17 protein-coding genes are annotated in these 17170 nt (G+C 39.2%); 13 read left to right on the forward strand and 4 right to left on the reverse strand.

From position 1 onward, the window contains the following. Nucleotides 1-86: 86 nt before the first annotated feature. Nucleotides 87-1511, reverse strand: a complete 1425-nt coding sequence (locus ACIQAA_RS23965; RefSeq protein WP_402624629.1) for a sigma-54 interaction domain-containing protein — start codon at nucleotides 1509-1511, stop codon at nucleotides 87-89. 206 nt (nucleotides 1512-1717) lie between these two features. Between ACIQAA_RS23965 and pruA the strand changes: the two genes are divergently transcribed. The 3 genes from pruA to ACIQAA_RS23980 all read left to right on the forward strand — a co-directional run bounded on the left by pruA (nucleotide 1718) and on the right by ACIQAA_RS23980 (nucleotide 5813). Further along, a complete protein-coding gene (pruA, locus tag ACIQAA_RS23970; RefSeq protein WP_402624631.1) occupies nucleotides 1718-3262 on the forward strand; it encodes an L-glutamate gamma-semialdehyde dehydrogenase in 1545 nt (514 codons plus the stop codon). Between the two features lie 26 nt (nucleotides 3263-3288). Beyond that, on the forward strand, nucleotides 3289-4479 hold the full coding sequence (locus ACIQAA_RS23975; RefSeq protein ID WP_402624988.1) for an ornithine--oxo-acid transaminase: 1191 nt from the start codon (nucleotides 3289-3291) through the stop codon (nucleotides 4477-4479). 68 nt (nucleotides 4480-4547) lie between these two features. Continuing rightward, nucleotides 4548-5813, forward strand: coding sequence for a Glu/Leu/Phe/Val family dehydrogenase (locus ACIQAA_RS23980; protein WP_402624991.1), 1266 nt, complete (start codon nucleotides 4548-4550; stop codon nucleotides 5811-5813). Between the two features lie 51 nt (nucleotides 5814-5864). On the opposite strand, the gene ACIQAA_RS23985 is transcribed toward ACIQAA_RS23980, so the two are convergent. Continuing rightward, a complete protein-coding gene (locus tag ACIQAA_RS23985; RefSeq protein WP_402624633.1) occupies nucleotides 5865-7232 on the reverse strand; it encodes an aldehyde dehydrogenase in 1368 nt (455 codons plus the stop codon). Nucleotides 7233-7373: 141 nt separating this feature from the next. Here ACIQAA_RS23985 and ACIQAA_RS23990 point away from each other — a divergent pair, with 141 nt between their 5' ends. Further along, nucleotides 7374-7622 (forward strand): hypothetical protein, encoded by a 249-nt coding sequence (locus ACIQAA_RS23990; protein ID WP_402624635.1) that lies wholly within the window; start codon nucleotides 7374-7376, stop codon nucleotides 7620-7622. 37 nt (nucleotides 7623-7659) lie between these two features. Here ACIQAA_RS23990 and ACIQAA_RS23995 read toward each other — a convergent pair whose 3' ends face one another. After that, complete coding sequence (locus ACIQAA_RS23995) at nucleotides 7660-8259, reverse strand: TetR/AcrR family transcriptional regulator (RefSeq protein WP_402624638.1); 600 nt, start codon at nucleotides 8257-8259, stop codon at nucleotides 7660-7662. A 185-nt stretch (nucleotides 8260-8444) separates the two neighbouring features. Here ACIQAA_RS23995 and ACIQAA_RS24000 point away from each other — a divergent pair, with 185 nt between their 5' ends. The 5 genes from ACIQAA_RS24000 to ACIQAA_RS24020 all read left to right on the forward strand — a co-directional run bounded on the left by ACIQAA_RS24000 (nucleotide 8445) and on the right by ACIQAA_RS24020 (nucleotide 13225). Beyond that, nucleotides 8445-9581, forward strand: coding sequence for a CaiB/BaiF CoA transferase family protein (locus ACIQAA_RS24000; RefSeq protein WP_402624641.1), 1137 nt, complete (start codon nucleotides 8445-8447; stop codon nucleotides 9579-9581). A 21-nt stretch (nucleotides 9582-9602) separates the two neighbouring features. Beyond that, nucleotides 9603-10370: a 3-hydroxyacyl-CoA dehydrogenase gene (locus ACIQAA_RS24005; RefSeq protein ID WP_402624644.1), complete on the forward strand. Its 768-nt coding sequence runs from the start codon at nucleotides 9603-9605 to the stop codon at nucleotides 10368-10370. A gap of 39 nt (nucleotides 10371-10409) precedes the next feature. Then, nucleotides 10410-11564 (forward strand): thiolase family protein, encoded by a 1155-nt coding sequence (locus ACIQAA_RS24010; RefSeq protein ID WP_402624646.1) that lies wholly within the window; start codon nucleotides 10410-10412, stop codon nucleotides 11562-11564. A 282-nt stretch (nucleotides 11565-11846) separates the two neighbouring features. Beyond that, nucleotides 11847-12785 (forward strand): MBL fold metallo-hydrolase, encoded by a 939-nt coding sequence (locus ACIQAA_RS24015; protein ID WP_402624649.1) that lies wholly within the window; start codon nucleotides 11847-11849, stop codon nucleotides 12783-12785. A 47-nt stretch (nucleotides 12786-12832) separates the two neighbouring features. Further along, the gene (locus ACIQAA_RS24020; protein WP_402624651.1) at nucleotides 12833-13225 is read left to right on the forward strand and encodes an acyl-CoA thioesterase; all 393 of its coding nucleotides are present in this window, start codon (nucleotides 12833-12835) and stop codon (nucleotides 13223-13225) included. A 100-nt stretch (nucleotides 13226-13325) separates the two neighbouring features. On the opposite strand, the gene ACIQAA_RS24025 is transcribed toward ACIQAA_RS24020, so the two are convergent. After that, nucleotides 13326-13853 carry a helix-turn-helix domain-containing protein gene (locus tag ACIQAA_RS24025; protein WP_402624994.1) on the reverse strand — a complete coding sequence of 176 codons (528 nt, stop codon included), beginning with the start codon at nucleotides 13851-13853 and terminating at the stop codon, nucleotides 13326-13328. 196 nt (nucleotides 13854-14049) lie between these two features. Here ACIQAA_RS24025 and ACIQAA_RS24030 point away from each other — a divergent pair, with 196 nt between their 5' ends. The 4 genes from ACIQAA_RS24030 to trhO all read left to right on the forward strand — a co-directional run bounded on the left by ACIQAA_RS24030 (nucleotide 14050) and on the right by trhO (nucleotide 17141). After that, a complete protein-coding gene (locus ACIQAA_RS24030; protein ID WP_402624653.1) occupies nucleotides 14050-14694 on the forward strand; it encodes an alpha/beta hydrolase in 645 nt (214 codons plus the stop codon). Nucleotides 14695-14717: 23 nt separating this feature from the next. Continuing rightward, entirely contained in the window at nucleotides 14718-15137 is a 420-nt protein-coding gene (locus ACIQAA_RS24035) for a DoxX family protein (RefSeq protein WP_402624656.1), read from the forward strand. Nucleotides 15138-15156: 19 nt separating this feature from the next. Then, the gene (locus ACIQAA_RS24040) at nucleotides 15157-15939 is read left to right on the forward strand and encodes a DODA-type extradiol aromatic ring-opening family dioxygenase (RefSeq protein ID WP_402624658.1); all 783 of its coding nucleotides are present in this window, start codon (nucleotides 15157-15159) and stop codon (nucleotides 15937-15939) included. A 254-nt stretch (nucleotides 15940-16193) separates the two neighbouring features. Then, on the forward strand, nucleotides 16194-17141 hold the full coding sequence (gene trhO, locus ACIQAA_RS24045) for an oxygen-dependent tRNA uridine(34) hydroxylase TrhO (RefSeq protein ID WP_402624659.1): 948 nt from the start codon (nucleotides 16194-16196) through the stop codon (nucleotides 17139-17141). The last annotated feature ends 29 nt before the right edge of the window (nucleotides 17142-17170 follow it).

Below are 17170 nucleotides of genomic sequence, written 5' to 3' on the forward strand. Positions count from 1 at the left end.
TTTATGTACTACTTATATATTCCTCTATTTCTCGACAATTTCCTGCAAACATTGTGAAAAATTTCGGACAATTTTACTAGTACTTGTTACTCATGCTTGATGTTTAGTTTTTTCATTCGATACTGGAGGCTTTGGCGGCTTAGTCCTAGTACATCAGCCGTTCTAGTAATATTGTAATCATGATTTTTCAAGACATGTTCAATATAGGACTTCTCAAAGTATTCCATTTGATCCTTTAGTGAACCTGTGATATCATTCCCGTCTTTCAAAAACATATCAACGGAGACAGAAGAAGAGTTTCTTTCTTTTACATGCAATTTGCTTCGATATTGATAGGGTAGATGCGAGTACTCAATGAGTTCCTCATCATCCAACATAATGTTCATAGCCGCTTCAATCAGGTGTTCTAGTTCACGAACATTTCCATGCCAATCATACTCTAGAAAAGAAGCTTCGACCTCTTCTGATAAACCTTTTACATTCATTTGAAAGAGATCGTTGTACTTCTTAATAAAAAGCTGGGCCAGGAGAGGGATATCCTCTGTGCGCTCCCTTAAAGGCGGAATGAAGACAGTGACAACTCCAAGACGGTAATACAAGTCCTTCCGCATATGGTTATTGGTTACCGCATCAATCGGGTCCTCGTTTATATTTGCGATCACTCGAACATCAACTGGTGTATCTTTCGTATCCCCAACCCGGCGGATCGTTTTTTCTTGAAGTGCACGAAGCAGTTTCGCCTGAAGATTTAGATTAAGAGAATTAATCTCATCAAGTAACAACGTTCCGCCATTGGCCTGTTCAAATAATCCTGGCTGGTCGATGGCTCCGGTAAATGCACCCCGCCTTGTGCCGAATAGAAGACTTTCTATTAAGTTATCAGGTAAAGCCGCACAGTTTTGAGAGATAAAGGGGCCGGAAAACCGACTGCTGGCATTATGTATACTTTGGGCAAACAGCTCTTTCCCAGTGCCTGTTTCTCCCACAATTAAGACATAAGAAGAGGTCCGTGCCGCACGCTTGGCACCTTCAATGACTTCCTTCATCACTAGACTGTTTCCTGTAATACTATCAAAAGTATATCTAGTGGTACCTTTACGCGTGATATTCCCTTTTATTAAACGTTCCAGCTTTGTCACGTCATTGGCTATTTCAACAGCACCCAACAGTTCTTCGTTTTCATAAATAGGAATGGTATTGTTGTTGGTGGTGATTTCCCGGCCTTTGTTATTAAAATAGGTTTGTTTAACATTCTTTGTCTCTTTTCTATCTTGAAGCGCTTTTACAAGTGTGCTAGATTGATCTTCCTTAAACATAAAGACATCTAGCAGATTCTTATTCATTACATCCTGGATGTCCATCGATTCCATTTGGGCCATTTTATTATTATAAATAACCGTATTCCCTGAAGCATCTACAGCATGGACCCCAACATCCACTTCATCTAAAATCCTTTTATACATGGAAATAAGATACTGCAGGTATTCAACTGTCATTTTTGTCTGATCCATGAGAGTCATTCCCCTTATTGTTTATCTTTCTATTAAAACAAATAATCCAAAATAGCGCAAAATATTTTTGCATTAAAAATAATTTATAAATTTGGCGCAAAAATATTTTGCATTTAATAACATAAATCCCTTATTTATGTAGATTTTATGTTTGGCACGGAACTTGCAATATTATATTTTGTACAAACCACAAGGGGGACAAAAGAATGAAACCGTATACGCATGAACCATTTACTAATTTTACAGAAGAAGCAAATAAACAAGCATTTCAACAGGCTCTTTCGTATGTTCAATCCCAGCTAGGAAAGGAATATCCAGTTGTGATTGACGGGGAATCCATTACTACCGATAAAAAGATTCAATCTATTAATCCAGCAAATAAAGAGGAAGTCATCGGAAGTGTGTCCATGGCAGACCAAGAACTTGCCGAAAAGGCCATGCAAACGGCATTAACTGCATTTGAATCCTGGAAGAAATGGAAGCCTGAACACCGTGCCAATATCCTATTCCGTGCAGCTGCGATGTTACGCCGACGTAAACATGAATTTTCTGCTTATCTTGTAAAAGAAGCTGGAAAGCCATGGAAGGAAGCGGACGCAGATACCGCTGAAGCAATTGATTTTATCGAATATTACGGTCGTCAAATGCTTCGTATTAAAGAAGGTTTTCCTGTTCAAAGCCGTGATGGTGAATACAATCAATATCACTACATTCCACTAGGTGTAGGAATCATTATTTCACCATTTAACTTCCCATTGGCCATTATGGCTGGAACAACCGTGGCAGCAATCGTCTCTGGTAATACCGTGCTATTAAAGCCTGCAAACTCAACACCAATCGTGGCTGCAAAGTTTGTAGAGCTTATGCATGAAGCTGGACTGCCAAATGGTGTATTAAACTTTGTACCAGGCAGCGGGGCGCAAATTGGTGATTATTTAGTTGATCATCCAAAAACTCGTTTTGTATCCTTCACTGGTTCTCGTGAGGTAGGCTGCCGAATCAATGAACGAGCTGCAAAAGTTCATCCAGGACAAATTTGGATTAAACGTGTGATTGCTGAAATGGGCGGTAAGGATACCGTTGTTGTGGACAATGATGCTGACCTAGATTTAGCAGCAGCAAGCATTGTTTACTCTGCTTTTGGTTTTTCGGGTCAAAAATGTTCTGCTGGCTCACGTGCGGTTGTTCATCAAGATGTTTATGATGAAGTGCTTGAAAAAGCTGTGGTGTTAACAAAGACACTTACACTTGGTAACCCAGAAGATCTTTCTAATTATATGGGTCCAGTGATTGATGATAAATCATTTAAGAAGATCTTGAATTATATCGAAGTTGGTAAACAAGAAGGAAGGTTAATGACAGGCGGAGAAGGCGATGACTCTGTGGGTTACTTTATCCAGCCAACGATCTTTGCTGATTTAGATGAAAATGCCCGGCTTATGCAGGAAGAAATTTTTGGTCCAGTTGTCGCTTTCTCAAAAGCTCGTGATTTCGACCATATGATGAAAATCGCTAACAACACCGATTACGGCCTAACAGGAGCATTAATTTCAAACAACCGTCAACATATTGAACGTGCCCGTGAGGAATTCCATGTTGGAAATCTCTACTTTAACCGTACTTGCACAGGAGCGATTGTTGGATATCAGCCATTTGGAGGTTTTAATATGTCAGGGACAGATTCAAAAGCAGGCGGTCCTGATTATTTATTGCTCCATATGCAAGCAAAAACAACATCTGAAACGCTATAGAGGAGGAAGTCACAATGAATACGATTATGAATAAAACAACTGAAATTATCGAACAAACACAAAAATTTGGTGCCAATAACTATCATCCACTTCCGATTGTGGTATCAAAGGCAGTGGGAGTATGGGTGGAAAGTCCAGAAGGAAATCGCTATATGGATATGTTAAGTGCTTATTCTGCGGTAAACCAAGGACACCGTCATCCTAAAATCATTCAAGCCTTAAAAGACCAAGCAGATAAAGTAACGTTAACATCACGTGCTTTTCATAATGATCAGCTTGGTCCATGGTATGAAAAAATATGTAAATTAACGAATAAAGATATGGCACTTCCAATGAATACAGGTGCTGAGGCTGTTGAAACAGCTCTTAAAGCAGCACGCCGCTGGGGCTATGATGTGAAGGGAATCGCTGACAATCAAGCAGAGATCATTGCTTGTACAGGCAACTTCCATGGCCGGACAATGGGTGCCGTTTCACTATCATCTGACCCTGAATATAAGCGAGGATTTGGTCCAATGCTTCCGGGCATTAAGCTCATTCCTTATGGAGATCTTGTGGCGTTAAAAGCAGCCATCACTCCAAATACGGCAGCATTCTTAATTGAACCAATACAAGGTGAAGCAGGAATTATTTTACCACCTGAAGGTTTCTTAAAAGCAGCATCTGATTTATGTAAAGAAAACAATGTATTATTTATTGCTGATGAAATTCAAGTTGGCTTAGCTCGGACAGGAAAAATGTTTGCGACTGAATGGGAAGAAGTGAACCCTGACATGTTGATTTTAGGAAAAGCATTGGGCGGCGGAGTATTCCCGATTTCTTGTGTTGTGGCTAACTCAGATGTACTAGGTGTATTTAACCCAGGTTCACATGGTTCTACTTTCGGTGGAAATCCACTTGCTTGTGCTGTGTCCATTGCAGCGTTAGAAGTCATTGAGGAAGAAAAACTAGCAGAACGTTCATTTGAATTAGGTAGGTACTTCTTAGAACAATTAAAAACAATCAATAATCCTGTGATTAAAGAAATAAGAGGCAGAGGTTTATTTATTGGTATGGAACTGACAGAAGAAGCAAGACCTTACTGTGAGCAACTAAAGGAAGAAGGTTTATTATGTAAAGAAACACATGATACCGTTATTCGTTTTGCTCCACCGCTGATTATTACGAAGGAAGAAATCGATTGGGCAGTTGAGAAAATTACTAAAGTTTTTGCTTAAATACTAATTTCATATTCCACTAAACTAAGAGGTGTCTAACCATGTCCGTTAAGACAGTGATAAATGAAATGTCAAAAGAACTGCAAAAGGAAAAAGAATCTTTAAACTTATATTATTCTACACAAACTGTCATACAGGAAGCGCTAACCAAATTAGGTTATAATAGCGAAATGTACGAACTATTAAAAGAACCGATTCGTTTATTAACGGTCCGAATTCCAGTTCGTATGGATGATGGTACGGTAAAAGTATTTACCGGGTACCGTTCACAGCATAACGATGCGGTTGGACCAACCAAGGGTGGAGTCCGGTTCCATCCTGATGTAGATGAAGCTGAGGTAAAAGCCTTATCGATCTGGATGAGTTTAAAGTGTGGGATTACTAACCTTCCTTATGGTGGTGGAAAAGGCGGTATTATCTGTGACCCAAGAAAAATGTCCTTCAGAGAACTAGAGAGATTAAGCCGCGGCTATGTTCGTGCAATCAGCCAGATCGTTGGACCAACAAAAGATATCCCTGCTCCGGATGTATATACCAACTCACAGATTATGGCTTGGATGATGGATGAGTACAGTCGTTTACGTGAGTTTGACTCGCCTGGATTCATAACCGGTAAACCACTAGTATTAGGCGGATCACATGGACGTGAAACGGCAACGGCACGTGGTGTTACCATTTGTATTAATGAAGCCGTCAAGAAAAAAGGAAAAGAGTTAAAAGGAGCTCGTGTAGTTATCCAGGGGTTTGGAAACGCAGGCAGCTACTTAGCTAAATTTATGCATGATGCAGGTGCGAAGGTAGTGGCTGTTTCCGATGTATATGGCGGGGTTTATGATCCTGACGGCCTGGATATCAATTATTTGCTTGATAGAAGAGATAGCTTCGGTACATTCTCACAGCTTTTCAATGAAACGATTAGCAATAAAGAATTACTTGAATTAGACTGCGACATTCTAGTGCCGGCTGCTATTTCGAACCAAATTACTGAAGAAAATGCAGCAAATATTAAAGCTAGCATTATCGTTGAAGCGGCAAATGGACCTACCACGCTTGAAGCCACAAAGATCTTAACAGAACGTGGAATTCTTCTTGTTCCCGATATTCTTGCAAGTGCAGGCGGTGTAACGGTTTCTTATTTTGAATGGGTGCAAAATAATCAGGGTTACTATTGGTCTGAAGAAGAGGTCATGGAAAAGCTTGAGAAGGTAATGGTTAGTTCTTTTGACACAATTTATCAACAGGCTCAGACCTATCAAGTTGATATGAGATTAGCGGCTTATATGGTTGGGATTAAGAAGGTAGCAGAAGCATCCCTATTTAGAGGCTGGGTTTAATCGAAACAAAAGCCTTGCAGAACACAATCTGCAAGGCTTTTTTACACGCTTTTATTTAATAAATCGTTTAATTTGTCTTAGTGCATCTTTTCGATTTGGATATCGGAATGGTAAATCAAAGGTAGTCGTTTGTTTTAAGATACTCTTCTGGTGAGAGAAGACATCAAAGCTGCCCCTGCCATGGTAGGCGCCAATTCCACTTTCACCAACACCGCCAAATGGAAGGTAAGGTGAACTAAGGTGCATAACGGTATCGTTTAAACAGCCGCCGCCAAAAGAGATCGAACCCAAGATGGAATCTTGGAATTCTTTACTTTCAGAGAAAATATAAAGTGCTAATGGCTTAGGGTGATCATTAATTTTTTGAATCATGACTGCTTCATTATCATATTCAAGGACTGGGAGAACCGGCCCGAAAATTTCCTCCTGCATCACGGGGTCATCCCACGTAACACCGCCAAGGACTGTCGGCTCAATTGTAAGTGTATCCTTCGAATAATTGCCGCCATGAAGGATTTCACCGCTCGAAAGTAAGCCGGTCACACGATTAAAATGTCGTTCACTTACGATTCTCGTAAATTCACCATTTTTTACGATATCTTCATATAGCTCATTAATAGTTTCTTTGAAGGTTGTTAAAAATTCTTCCTTGATGTCTTTGTGTACATATAAATAGTCAGGTGCCACACATGTTTGACCTGCATTAATAAACTTGCCCCAGGCAATCCGTTTGGCTGCTAATTTAAGATTCGCGTCATGATGAACGATACAAGGACTTTTTCCTCCTAATTCTAGCGTAACCGGAGTTAAGTGCTTTGCAGCCGCTTCCATAATTACCTTTCCAACTGAAACACTTCCAGTAAAAAAGATATAATCGAATTTTTCTTTTAATAACAGCTGAGTGGTTTCGGCATCTCCTTGAACAACAGAAATGTACTCTTCAGGAAATGTCTTATTGATCAGGTCTGCCATAAGTTTTGATGTCTCTGGTGTTAATTCAGAGGGTTTAAGCACCGCACAATTCCCCGCAGCAATCGCACCAATCAGAGGAGCGATAGCTAATTGTAAAGGATAATTCCAAGGAGAAATAATCAATGCAATCCCATATGGTTCGGAATAAATATAGGCCTTAGATCCTATTTGCGTCATTGCCGTTTTTACTTTCCTTGGCTGCGTCCAATCTCTTATATGTTTGAGCGTAAAGCGGATTTCCTCAAGCAATATTCCCATTTCGCTAATATAAGAGTCAAAGTCACTCTTATTCAAATCCTTTTTAAGTGCTGCCATAATTTCAGTCTCATGTGAGCGAATCATGGCTCCTAAGGATGTTAATGCTGCTATTCGGTATGAAACATCTTTTGTTTTACCAGTTAGAAAGAAATCACGCTGCCTTTTCAATAAATGACTAAACCCTTCCATATGCGCACCTCCTCCTAGATAATGATATTCTATCACAACATATTTTAATCACCAGTTTTGATCGAAGCAAAATGGAATAAATTTGTATGAATAAAAATTATCGGAGAATACTATGATTAAATACAGCGAAGGAGATAGCAAATGTCTATTGAAACAGGAATGAAATATCAAATTTCTCAAAGCATCAAGGGGAATTTTAATTCTGCAGAATCGTTAACGGTTACGACTAACAATGGGATTACCGTTCAATTTACACTAGAAGATGGAAAAGGTCATGGGTCAATGCCACTGGATCATTTAAACTATTTATTAAAGCGATCCAACCTTACCCCGGTAACTTCTAATAAGAGAGTACTTTTAAGTTCAGAAAATGAAGAAAAAATAGGATGACAAGCAAACCCTCCATTTATGACAAGGAGGGTTTAACTTATTCTTTTTCTTTCATTAGCATTTTTAATAAGTAGTCAGCATAGGCTTCAGAGATTTCTTCTGCACTTTGAGGACCATTTTGGTCATACCATTCTTGGATCCAGTTGAGAGCACCCAAGATTATTAAACGTACCATTTTTACGTCCACAGAACCAAACACCTGTTTATCTATACCTTCATGAATGATTCTATCAAAATAGTGAGAGTAACTTTTTCTCAGCTCGAGCACTTCTTGCAGCTGCTCTTCTGAGAAATTATGATTCGGTTTCGATAGCGCCATAAACATTGATTTCTCACTAGTAGCTAGTAGAATATGTTCTTTAATGGCGCTTCTTAGCTTTTCAATTGGGTTACGATCACTTTCGATAACTTGCTCAATTCCATCCAGACAGATTTCCATAATCATTAAATGGCATTGATACAGAAGGTCATCCTTATTCTTAAAATAGTAGTACATTGATCCTTTTGTCATGAGAAGTTTTGCAGCAATTTCTTCCATCGTGGTTCCTTGGTATCCTTTTTCAATAAGAACGGCCGCAGCAGAACGAAGGATTTCCTGTTTTTTTTTCGCCATTTTCTGCGCTCTAAAAGAGGACATGCTCTTTCCCCCCTAACTATTAAACTTTGTAATCTTAAATATAGGACAGCTAATATGAAAAATCAATAAATTTTAAACATGAGTTCAAAAAATAAACCAATTGTAAAATTATAAGAAAATTGCTATTATTTAAAATATAGATGTAAACGGTATCATAAGGTATTTTTTTATAAGGAGATGATAGTTTGTTACCTCTTGAAGGTATACGCGTTCTTGACCTCACAAGACTTCTGCCTGGCCCTTATTGTTCATTACTACTGGCTGATTATGGAGCAGATGTAATAAAAGTGGAAGATCCCAAAAGAGGGGATTATGCCCGCTGGTACGAACCAAGAGTAAACGATGATCAAAGTGCTATGTTTATCTCATTAAATCGTAATAAACGCAGCATTACCCTAGACCTTAAAGACGAAAAGGATAAAGTGGCGTTTATTTCTTTAATCAAAACAGCAGATGTCCTGATAGAATCATTCCGCCCTGGGGTTATGGATCGTCTAGGTCTTGGATATGAGGAGTTAAAGGTACATAATCCAAAACTGATTTATTGCGCAATAACCGGTTATGGCCAATCCGGACCCTACGCCAAAGAGGCTGGACATGATTTGAATTTCTTGAGCTATTCGGGGCTGCTGCATCTACAAGGTGCTCCAAACGAAAAACCTCTCATCCCATCCGTTCAAATCGGTGATATTGGCGGAGGAGCATTGATGGCTGCAGTGGGAATCTTACTCGCCATTATTGAAGCGAAGAAAACGAACACCGGTCAATTTGTGGACATTTCCATGCTTGATGGTGCTCTGTCATGGATGCATACGATTCTGCCAAACTACTGGACCTCCGGTGAAGTGCCAACTCGCGGGGAACTAACTTTAAACGGCGGGAAAGCATGTTACGAGATTTATAGAACAAAGGATGATCGATTTATTTCCGTTGGTGCACTTGAATATAAGTTTTGGGAAAATTTTTGCAAAGTCATTGGTAAGGAACAACTAATAGACCAATTAGAGGAACCACTTGAACAACAGCACATAATGAAGCAGGAAGTTCAAGCAGCCATCCAACAAAAAACATTAACGGAATGGCTTGAGCTTTTTGAAGGTATTGATGCCTGTGTCTCCCCAGTCTTAACTCCAGAAGAACTCGTAGATCATCCGCAAATTAAACATCGTCAAATGATTGAAGACATCACCCATCCAGAAGTGGGCGTAATCAAACAAATAGGAAATCCTATTAAACTATCAAGTTCAACTGTTACAACTAGACGGCATGCACCCGGTCTGGGGGAACATACTAATGAAATACTGAAGGAACTAGGTTTTTAAAAAAAGAAAGGGGATTAGAAGATGAGAATACAAGATTCCATTGCTTTGGTAACGGGCGGTGCTTCGGGGCTTGGTGAAGCAACTGTCCGAAATATCGTAAAAAACGGCGGTAAGGCGGCAATTCTTGACCTCTCTGAAGAAAGAGGTGCGAGTTTAGCAGAAGAATTAGGGGAAAATGCGGTTTTTTACAAAACGAATGTAACAAGTGAAGAAGATGTCGAGAATGCGATCAATTCAGCGATTGCTCAGTTTGGCAGTATCAATACCGTAGTGAATTGTGCAGGTATTGCTATTGCTGAAAAAACTGTTGGCAGAAATCAACCGCATAGTTTTGATCATTTTAAAAAGGTCATTGAAATCAATTTAATTGGGACCTTTAATGTCATTCGCCTTGCTGCTGCTCAAATGGTCAACAATCAGCCAAATCAAGAAGGTGAAAGAGGAGTAATCATCAATACCGCGTCTGTTGCCGCATTTGATGGTCAAATTGGGCAGGCCGCCTACAGTGCCTCTAAAGGCGGTGTTGTTGGAATGACACTTCCAATCGCTCGCGACTTGGCGAAATCTGGAATCAGAGTGATGACCATCGCACCTGGTTTAATCGAAACACCTCTTTTCGCTTCATTGTCTGAGCAGGCTAAAGCAGCATTGGAATCCCAGGTTCCATTCCCATCCCGACTCGGGCGTCCTTCTGAATATGCACAATTAGCTCAGTCGATTATTGAAAATGTCATGCTTAATGGTGAAACCATCCGATTAGATGGCGCTATTCGCATGGCCCCAAGATAAATTTTTAAAAAAATTATATATATATTGGAGGAAGATGAGATGCGTGAAGTTGTTATTGTGGAGGGTGTTCGTACCCCAGTTGGAAAAAGAAAAGGGTTATTAAGCAACGTTCGTCCAGATGATTTGGCTGCAAAAGTATTAAGAGAATTAGTAAATCGTGCAGGCATTTCCCCAGGAATCGTGCAGGACGTCATCATGGGCTGTGTCTCACAGGTGGAAGAACAAGGTCTTAATATAGCGCGTAATGCAGTGCTAATGGCAGATTTCCCTATCCATGTACCAGCAACCACCATAGATCGTCAATGCGGATCCGGTCAGCAGGCGATTCATTTTGCAGCACAAGCCATTCTAAGCGGGGATATGGATGTTGTCATTGCCGGGGGAGTAGAGAGCATGACACGTGTCCCGTTGGGTTCGACCCGTCAAAATTCAACATCCAGTGAAGAGCTAACATCAAGGTATGAAATTATTCACCAAGGTTTATCAGCAGAAAGAATTGCTGATAAGTGGGGATTTACACGTACCCAGTTAGATGAATTTTCTGTAGAGAGCCACAATCGTGCTTTAAAAGCCCAAATAGAAGGCAGATTTGATAGAGAAATCATGCCGTTAGAGGTAACCCTAGAGGATGGAAGTACAGTTGTTGTGAAACAGGATGAGGGACCGCGTAAAGGTTCCACGATTGAAAAATTAGCAACGCTAAAAACCGTCTTTAAAGAAGATGGAAAAATTCATGCAGGAAATGCCAGCCAAATGAGTGATGGTGCTGCAGCTGTATTATTGATGTCACGTGAAAAAGCGGAGGAGTTAGGGCTTAAACCGAGATTCCGAATTGTTGCCCGTTCCGTAGTAGGATCTGATCCAACATTGATGCTGACGGGTCCAATTGAAGCAACAAGACAGGTACTAGCTAAAGCAGGGCTTACAATTGAAGATATGGACACCTACGAAGTAAATGAAGCATTTGCTCCGGTACCAATGTGCTGGTTAGAAGAAATTAAGGCAGATCCTAAGAAATTGAACCCTAACGGGGGGGCCATTGCCCTTGGACACCCACTAGGTGCAACAGGTGCAAAATTGATGATTTCCATGATGCATGAATTAGAAAGAACAGGCGGCCGCTATGGTTTACAGGCAATTTGTGAAGGCGGCGGAATGGCCAACGGAACAATCATTGAAAGAATTAGTGAATAAGAACGAATAAAGGGGAATAAGCAGCAAAAATTTATTTTTGTTGCTTATTCCTTTTTAATTAGGCTGTGTTAAAGCTATTTGTTGTTTTTTGCACCCTGTTAATTGGAGCGGAAGGCACGAAGACTCCTGCGGGAGGACGGGGCAGGGGAGACCCCGCAGGCGCGTAGCGTCGAGGAGGCTCCCCGGACCGCCCGCGGAAAGCGAAGTGCCTGGAGTGGAAATTAACAGACAAATTTAACACAGCCAAAGGTAAATAAGAAGTAAGAGGGAGGAGAAGGGTTTTTGTTCAATGAATTCGGTGTAACACAAGTAACCATACCGCTGCCTTTTCGACTAAATCATGTAAATTGCTTTTTAGCTGAAGGGACAAACGGGTGGACCATTATAGACACAGGACTAAATAATGATGTATCCAGGGACATATGGAGACCTATCATAGAAAAGCATGAAATAAAGGACATCATTCTTACTCATTACCATCCAGACCATTTTGGCTATGCAGGCACACTACAGCAGCTTACAAATGCAGAGGTATGGATGACAGAAATGGATACGGAGGCTGGGTTATCCTATTGGGAGAAAGATTCTTTAGGAATTGTAAATAAAAACTATGATACATGCGGGCTTCCTGATAATTTATCTCAGCTGTTAACGACGGATGAACAGGGTTTTAACCCACAGGTAAAGCCTTATCCAACTGTTCAACATTTTCTTGAAGAGGGAATGAAAATCGTATTCGGCAAATACGAATACGAGGTTATTTTTACACCGGGACATTCCGATGGATTAATCACTTTATTTAATAAAGAGAATAGTATCTTATTTTCAACCGATCATATTTTACCAAGAATTTCTCCCAATATATCCTACTGGTTCAGGGGTAATCGGAATCCATTACAATCTTTTATGACTTCCTTGGAAAAAATTAAAGTTTTGAACGTTGACTATGTAATCCCTTCTCATGGGAAGCCATTTAGAAATGCCAATCAAAGAATTGAAGAATTATTGGCACACCATTATGAAAGATTATCAGAGACGTATGAAGCTATTAGACGACCAGCAACCATCTATGAGGTTAATCAACAGTTGTTTCGAAATTTGAATATCCATGAAACTCGTTTTGCTGTCGGCGAAACACTTGCTCACTTGGAGTATTTATATGTAAACAACCAATGTAAAAAATTTCTTCAGGATGGTACATGGTATTACGAAAGCATTTAATTTTATATTTTGCGCAGTGGTTCTAAGCTTTGGTAAGGAGGTTAGTCATGGAAACTATTTTTACACTTCAAACACGAAAAGAAGATATAGATCAATTAGGTCATGTGAATAATTGTAGATACGTTCAGTTTTTGGAGGATGCTCGTGTAAATTGGTATGAAAATTGCGGAATATCTTTAAAGGACTTTCGAGAAATGAGTATTGGAACGGTTGTTTTAAAATTGGAGGTTTTGTATCGAAAGGAAGCAAATTTAGGAGATCATTTAAAAATTATTACCCGTTCAGACTATTTAGGGAATACAAGTTTCGTATTAAAACAAGATATTTATAATCAATTTGATGAACATATTACAGATGCCAAAGTGACAATGGTCATGTTTGATACGTTATTAAGAAAAGGTATAAAAGTAATCGATCAAATCGCTCAGAATTTTAGATAATCTTTCATTTAAAACAGAGCATTTTTGTTTGAAATAAATGCTCTGTTTAACTGCAGTATTCATTATGTATACCTGCAGAACGAATATCGCATGTTAATCCTTAAAAAGCTGTATTAGAATAAACCGCTATTAAAACAACCGCTTTGCAATCCCCAATATTTTTCACCGTGTGAGGAACACTTGCATTCCAGCTAAAGGAGTCACCTTCTTCTAAAATAACAGAATCTTCCCCTTGCTCTGCGAGGATTTTTCCCTCCAGCACTAAATGACATTCTTCCCCTTCATGTGCATGGGCATCGCCAATCGAGGCGCCTGGCGGAAATTCCACACTACGCAAACTTAAACCACCCATGGATGAGATATGTTCAATTTTTAACTGATTAAATGAGGTCGTTGTTCGGGCATCTTTTCTAACTACGCGTAAATGTTGTTTTTTTTCTAATAATAAGTAAGGTAATGGAACCTCTAAGTAGCTCGCAATGGTTTGCAGCGTGCTAATCGACGGTGAGGTGTTATTGTTTTCTATATTGCTGATAAATCCTTTTGACAGTCCAGTACCTTCACACATTTGGGCTATTGTGATTTTTTTTCGATTTCTAATTGCACGAATTTTTGCGCCGATATCCAGTTTGATCACCCTTTATTGTTTCCTAATATAGAACATATTTATATATTAGCAAAAATGCCATTGACAATCCATAAGATTCGCTGTTATCCTATAAGCAACAAATGTTCATATTTAAAAACATTTTATTTTTTGTTATTGTGTTTATAAATATGAATCCTTATTAACTATTAAAATACTTACAGAAGGGATGATATAAATGAGTGAACCGATGATTTATGAGCTTCGCCGTCCAAATGAGATCGATCCTGATAAAAAGTATCCAGCATTGTTTATCATGCATGGAATTGGCAGTAATGAGCAAAACATGCTGTCTTTGGTAAACGGATTAGAAGAACAGTTCTACATTTTCAGTATTCGCGGTCATCTCACGCAGCCTCCAGGCTATGCTTTCTTTACTATTGAAGGGTACGGGAAGCCGCATCGAGAAGTGTTCGATGAAGGTGTAAACAGGCTTACAAGCTTTATTGACTATGCTTGCGAACAGTATCCGCTAGATACATCTCATTTATACTTATTAGGTTTCAGCCAAGGTGCAATTTTAGCAATGACGCTATGCTTAACATTAGGCAATAAAATAAAAGGAATTGTTGCACTTAGTGGTTACATTCCGGCCTTCGTAAAGGAAGAGTATGAGATTAAACCTGTGAATGAAGTTTCCGTATTCATTTCACATGGAGAAATGGACCAAGTGCTTCCTTTTGAATGGGGAGTTGCCAACAACGAGTATTTTGGTCAGCTTGGTGCAAATGTTACTTTTAAGACATACCAAGAAGGACATAGTGTTTCCTTAAGAAATCTGCAGGATTTTACCAACTGGTTACTACAGGATTTAAAAAAATAATTTATTAAGGGAGAGGTAGAAAAATGAAGAAAATAGAAGTAAGTACATTAATATTACGTTTAGTATTAGGGGTTACGTTTTTTATCCATGGATTAGTGAAATTCCAAGGCGGAATTGAAAATATCGTGGGCTGGTTTGATTCCATTGGCTTACCAGGTGTTCTTGCCTATGGTGTTGCAGTGTTAGAAATGGTTGGAGGACTTGCTTTAATCATTGGTTTAGGAAGCAGAATTGTATCAGCATTGTTTGTTTTATTAATGCTTGGAGCGACTGTTAAAGTGAAATTAGCAGGCGGTTTTTTAGGAAATGGTCAAGGTGCTGGCTGGGAATTAGATTTAGCATTACTAGCAATGGCATTATTTATTGCCATCAACGATAGTAAGATGTTTGCGCTAGATAAAGTGTTTTTTAAAGGACAAAATAACCAGACACAATCACTTTAATACAGGAGGGAAAAGTACTATGATGCCATCACTGTTTATCGCTCATGGTGCACCATTGCTTGCGGTTGAAAACAATGAGTATACTCAATTTTTAAATCAACTTGGACAGACTTTACCGCGCCCAATGGCGATTGTTTTATTTTCCGCCCATTGGGAGTCTAGAGCACAAAAAGTAAGCAAAGTAAACGAATATGACACCATTTATGATTTCGGTGGATTCGACCCGGCATTGTATACCATTAAATATCCAGCTAAAGGTTCAGAGGAAATCTCTAATGAAATAATGGATTTATTCAAACATAATGGTATTCCTGTTGAGGTAGAAACGAAACGGGGGTTGGATCATGGTGCGTGGGTGGTGCTTCGATTACTTTACCCAAATGCAGATGTTCCTGTGATTGCGATGTCTGTCAATCCTGCTCTTACACCGGAAGAACAATATAAGGTAGGAAAATCACTGGCTGCATTACGTGCTAAAGATGTTTTAATCATTGGCAGCGGGGGAACCGTTCATAATTTAAGAGCCGTGAATTTTGCGGACAATGGACAAGTAGATACATGGGCGGTTGAATTTGATGATTGGTTAGCTCATCATCTTCATACATGGGATACAGATTCATTGTTTAAGTACGATTCACTCGCGCCAAATGCACAATATGCTGTACCTCCATATGGCAATGAACACTTTGTTCCGATTTTTTATGCTATGGGGGCAGCAGATGATAATAAAAAAGCGAAACTATTACATCGCAGCTTCCGATATGGCAACCTAAGTCATAGTGTATGGCAATTTGGAGAGTAACACGTTTTTCAGCTATATCTACAAAATTTTGGCCGATATCTTGACATACTTAGAGATATCTACACACTTTTGAAAATATCTACAAATGTACTATTAATAGGTATCCTGCCCAATTAAAATCAACGGCAGGATGCCTTTTAATTTTTAAAAAAAGGGAATAATAATTCTAATTAATTGAAATAAGTGTTTGATTATTGATATAATAATTCGGTTATTAATATAAAGAATGTATAAAAGTTAATAAGGTGGTTAATATGAATCAAGATTATCGAGTGTTACTGTATTATAAATATGTCAATATAGAAAATCCGGAGGAAGTTCAACAAGAGCATCTTCAGCATTGTAATGAGTTAGGTCTTAAGGGTCGGATTATTATTGCATCTGAAGGAATTAACGGTACTGTGTCAGGTACAGTTGAGCAAACTGATGCTTATATAAAATATATGGATGAGCACCCGCTTTTTGCAGGTACTGTCTTTAAAATTGATGAAGCCACAGAGCATGCGTTCAAAAAAATGCGCGTTCGTCTTCGACCAGAGCTTGTTACTCTACGTTTAGAAGACGATGTGGATCCTCTTGCTATAACCGGCAAGCATTTAAAACCGAAAGAATTTTTCGAAGCTATGCAAAGTGAAGATACGGTTGTGATTGATGCACGTAATGATTATGAATATGATTTAGGTCATTTCAGAGGCGCAGTTCGACCTGATATATTAAATTTCCGTGATCTGCCAGACTGGATTAGGGAAAATAAGGAGCAATTCGAAGGTAAAAAGATTCTTACGTATTGTACAGGCGGTATCCGCTGTGAAAAATTTTCAGGCTGGCTTGTAAAAGAAGGGTTTGAAGATGTTTCACAACTAGAAGGCGGTATTGTGACCTACGGAAAAGACCCAGAAGTTCAAGGGGAATTATGGGATGGACAGCTTTATGTATTTGACGAGCGTATCGCAGTCCCAGTCAATCAAAAAGAACATGTGGTGGTAGGTAAGGATTATTACACAGGTGAGCCTTGTGAGCGTTACGTAAACTGTGCAAATCCTGAGTGTAATAAGAAGATTCTCTGCTCTGAGGAAAATGAACACCGTCATTTACGCAGCTGTTCACATGAGTGCAGAATACACCCACGAAACCGTTATGTAGCTCAGCATGGATTAAGCCAAGAAGAAGTGAATGAAAGGTTAATGAATCTTCAATCATAAAAAGAAAGGCTGCACGCTCATAGTAGAGT

This window comes from Neobacillus sp. NPDC093182, from assembly GCF_044754045.1.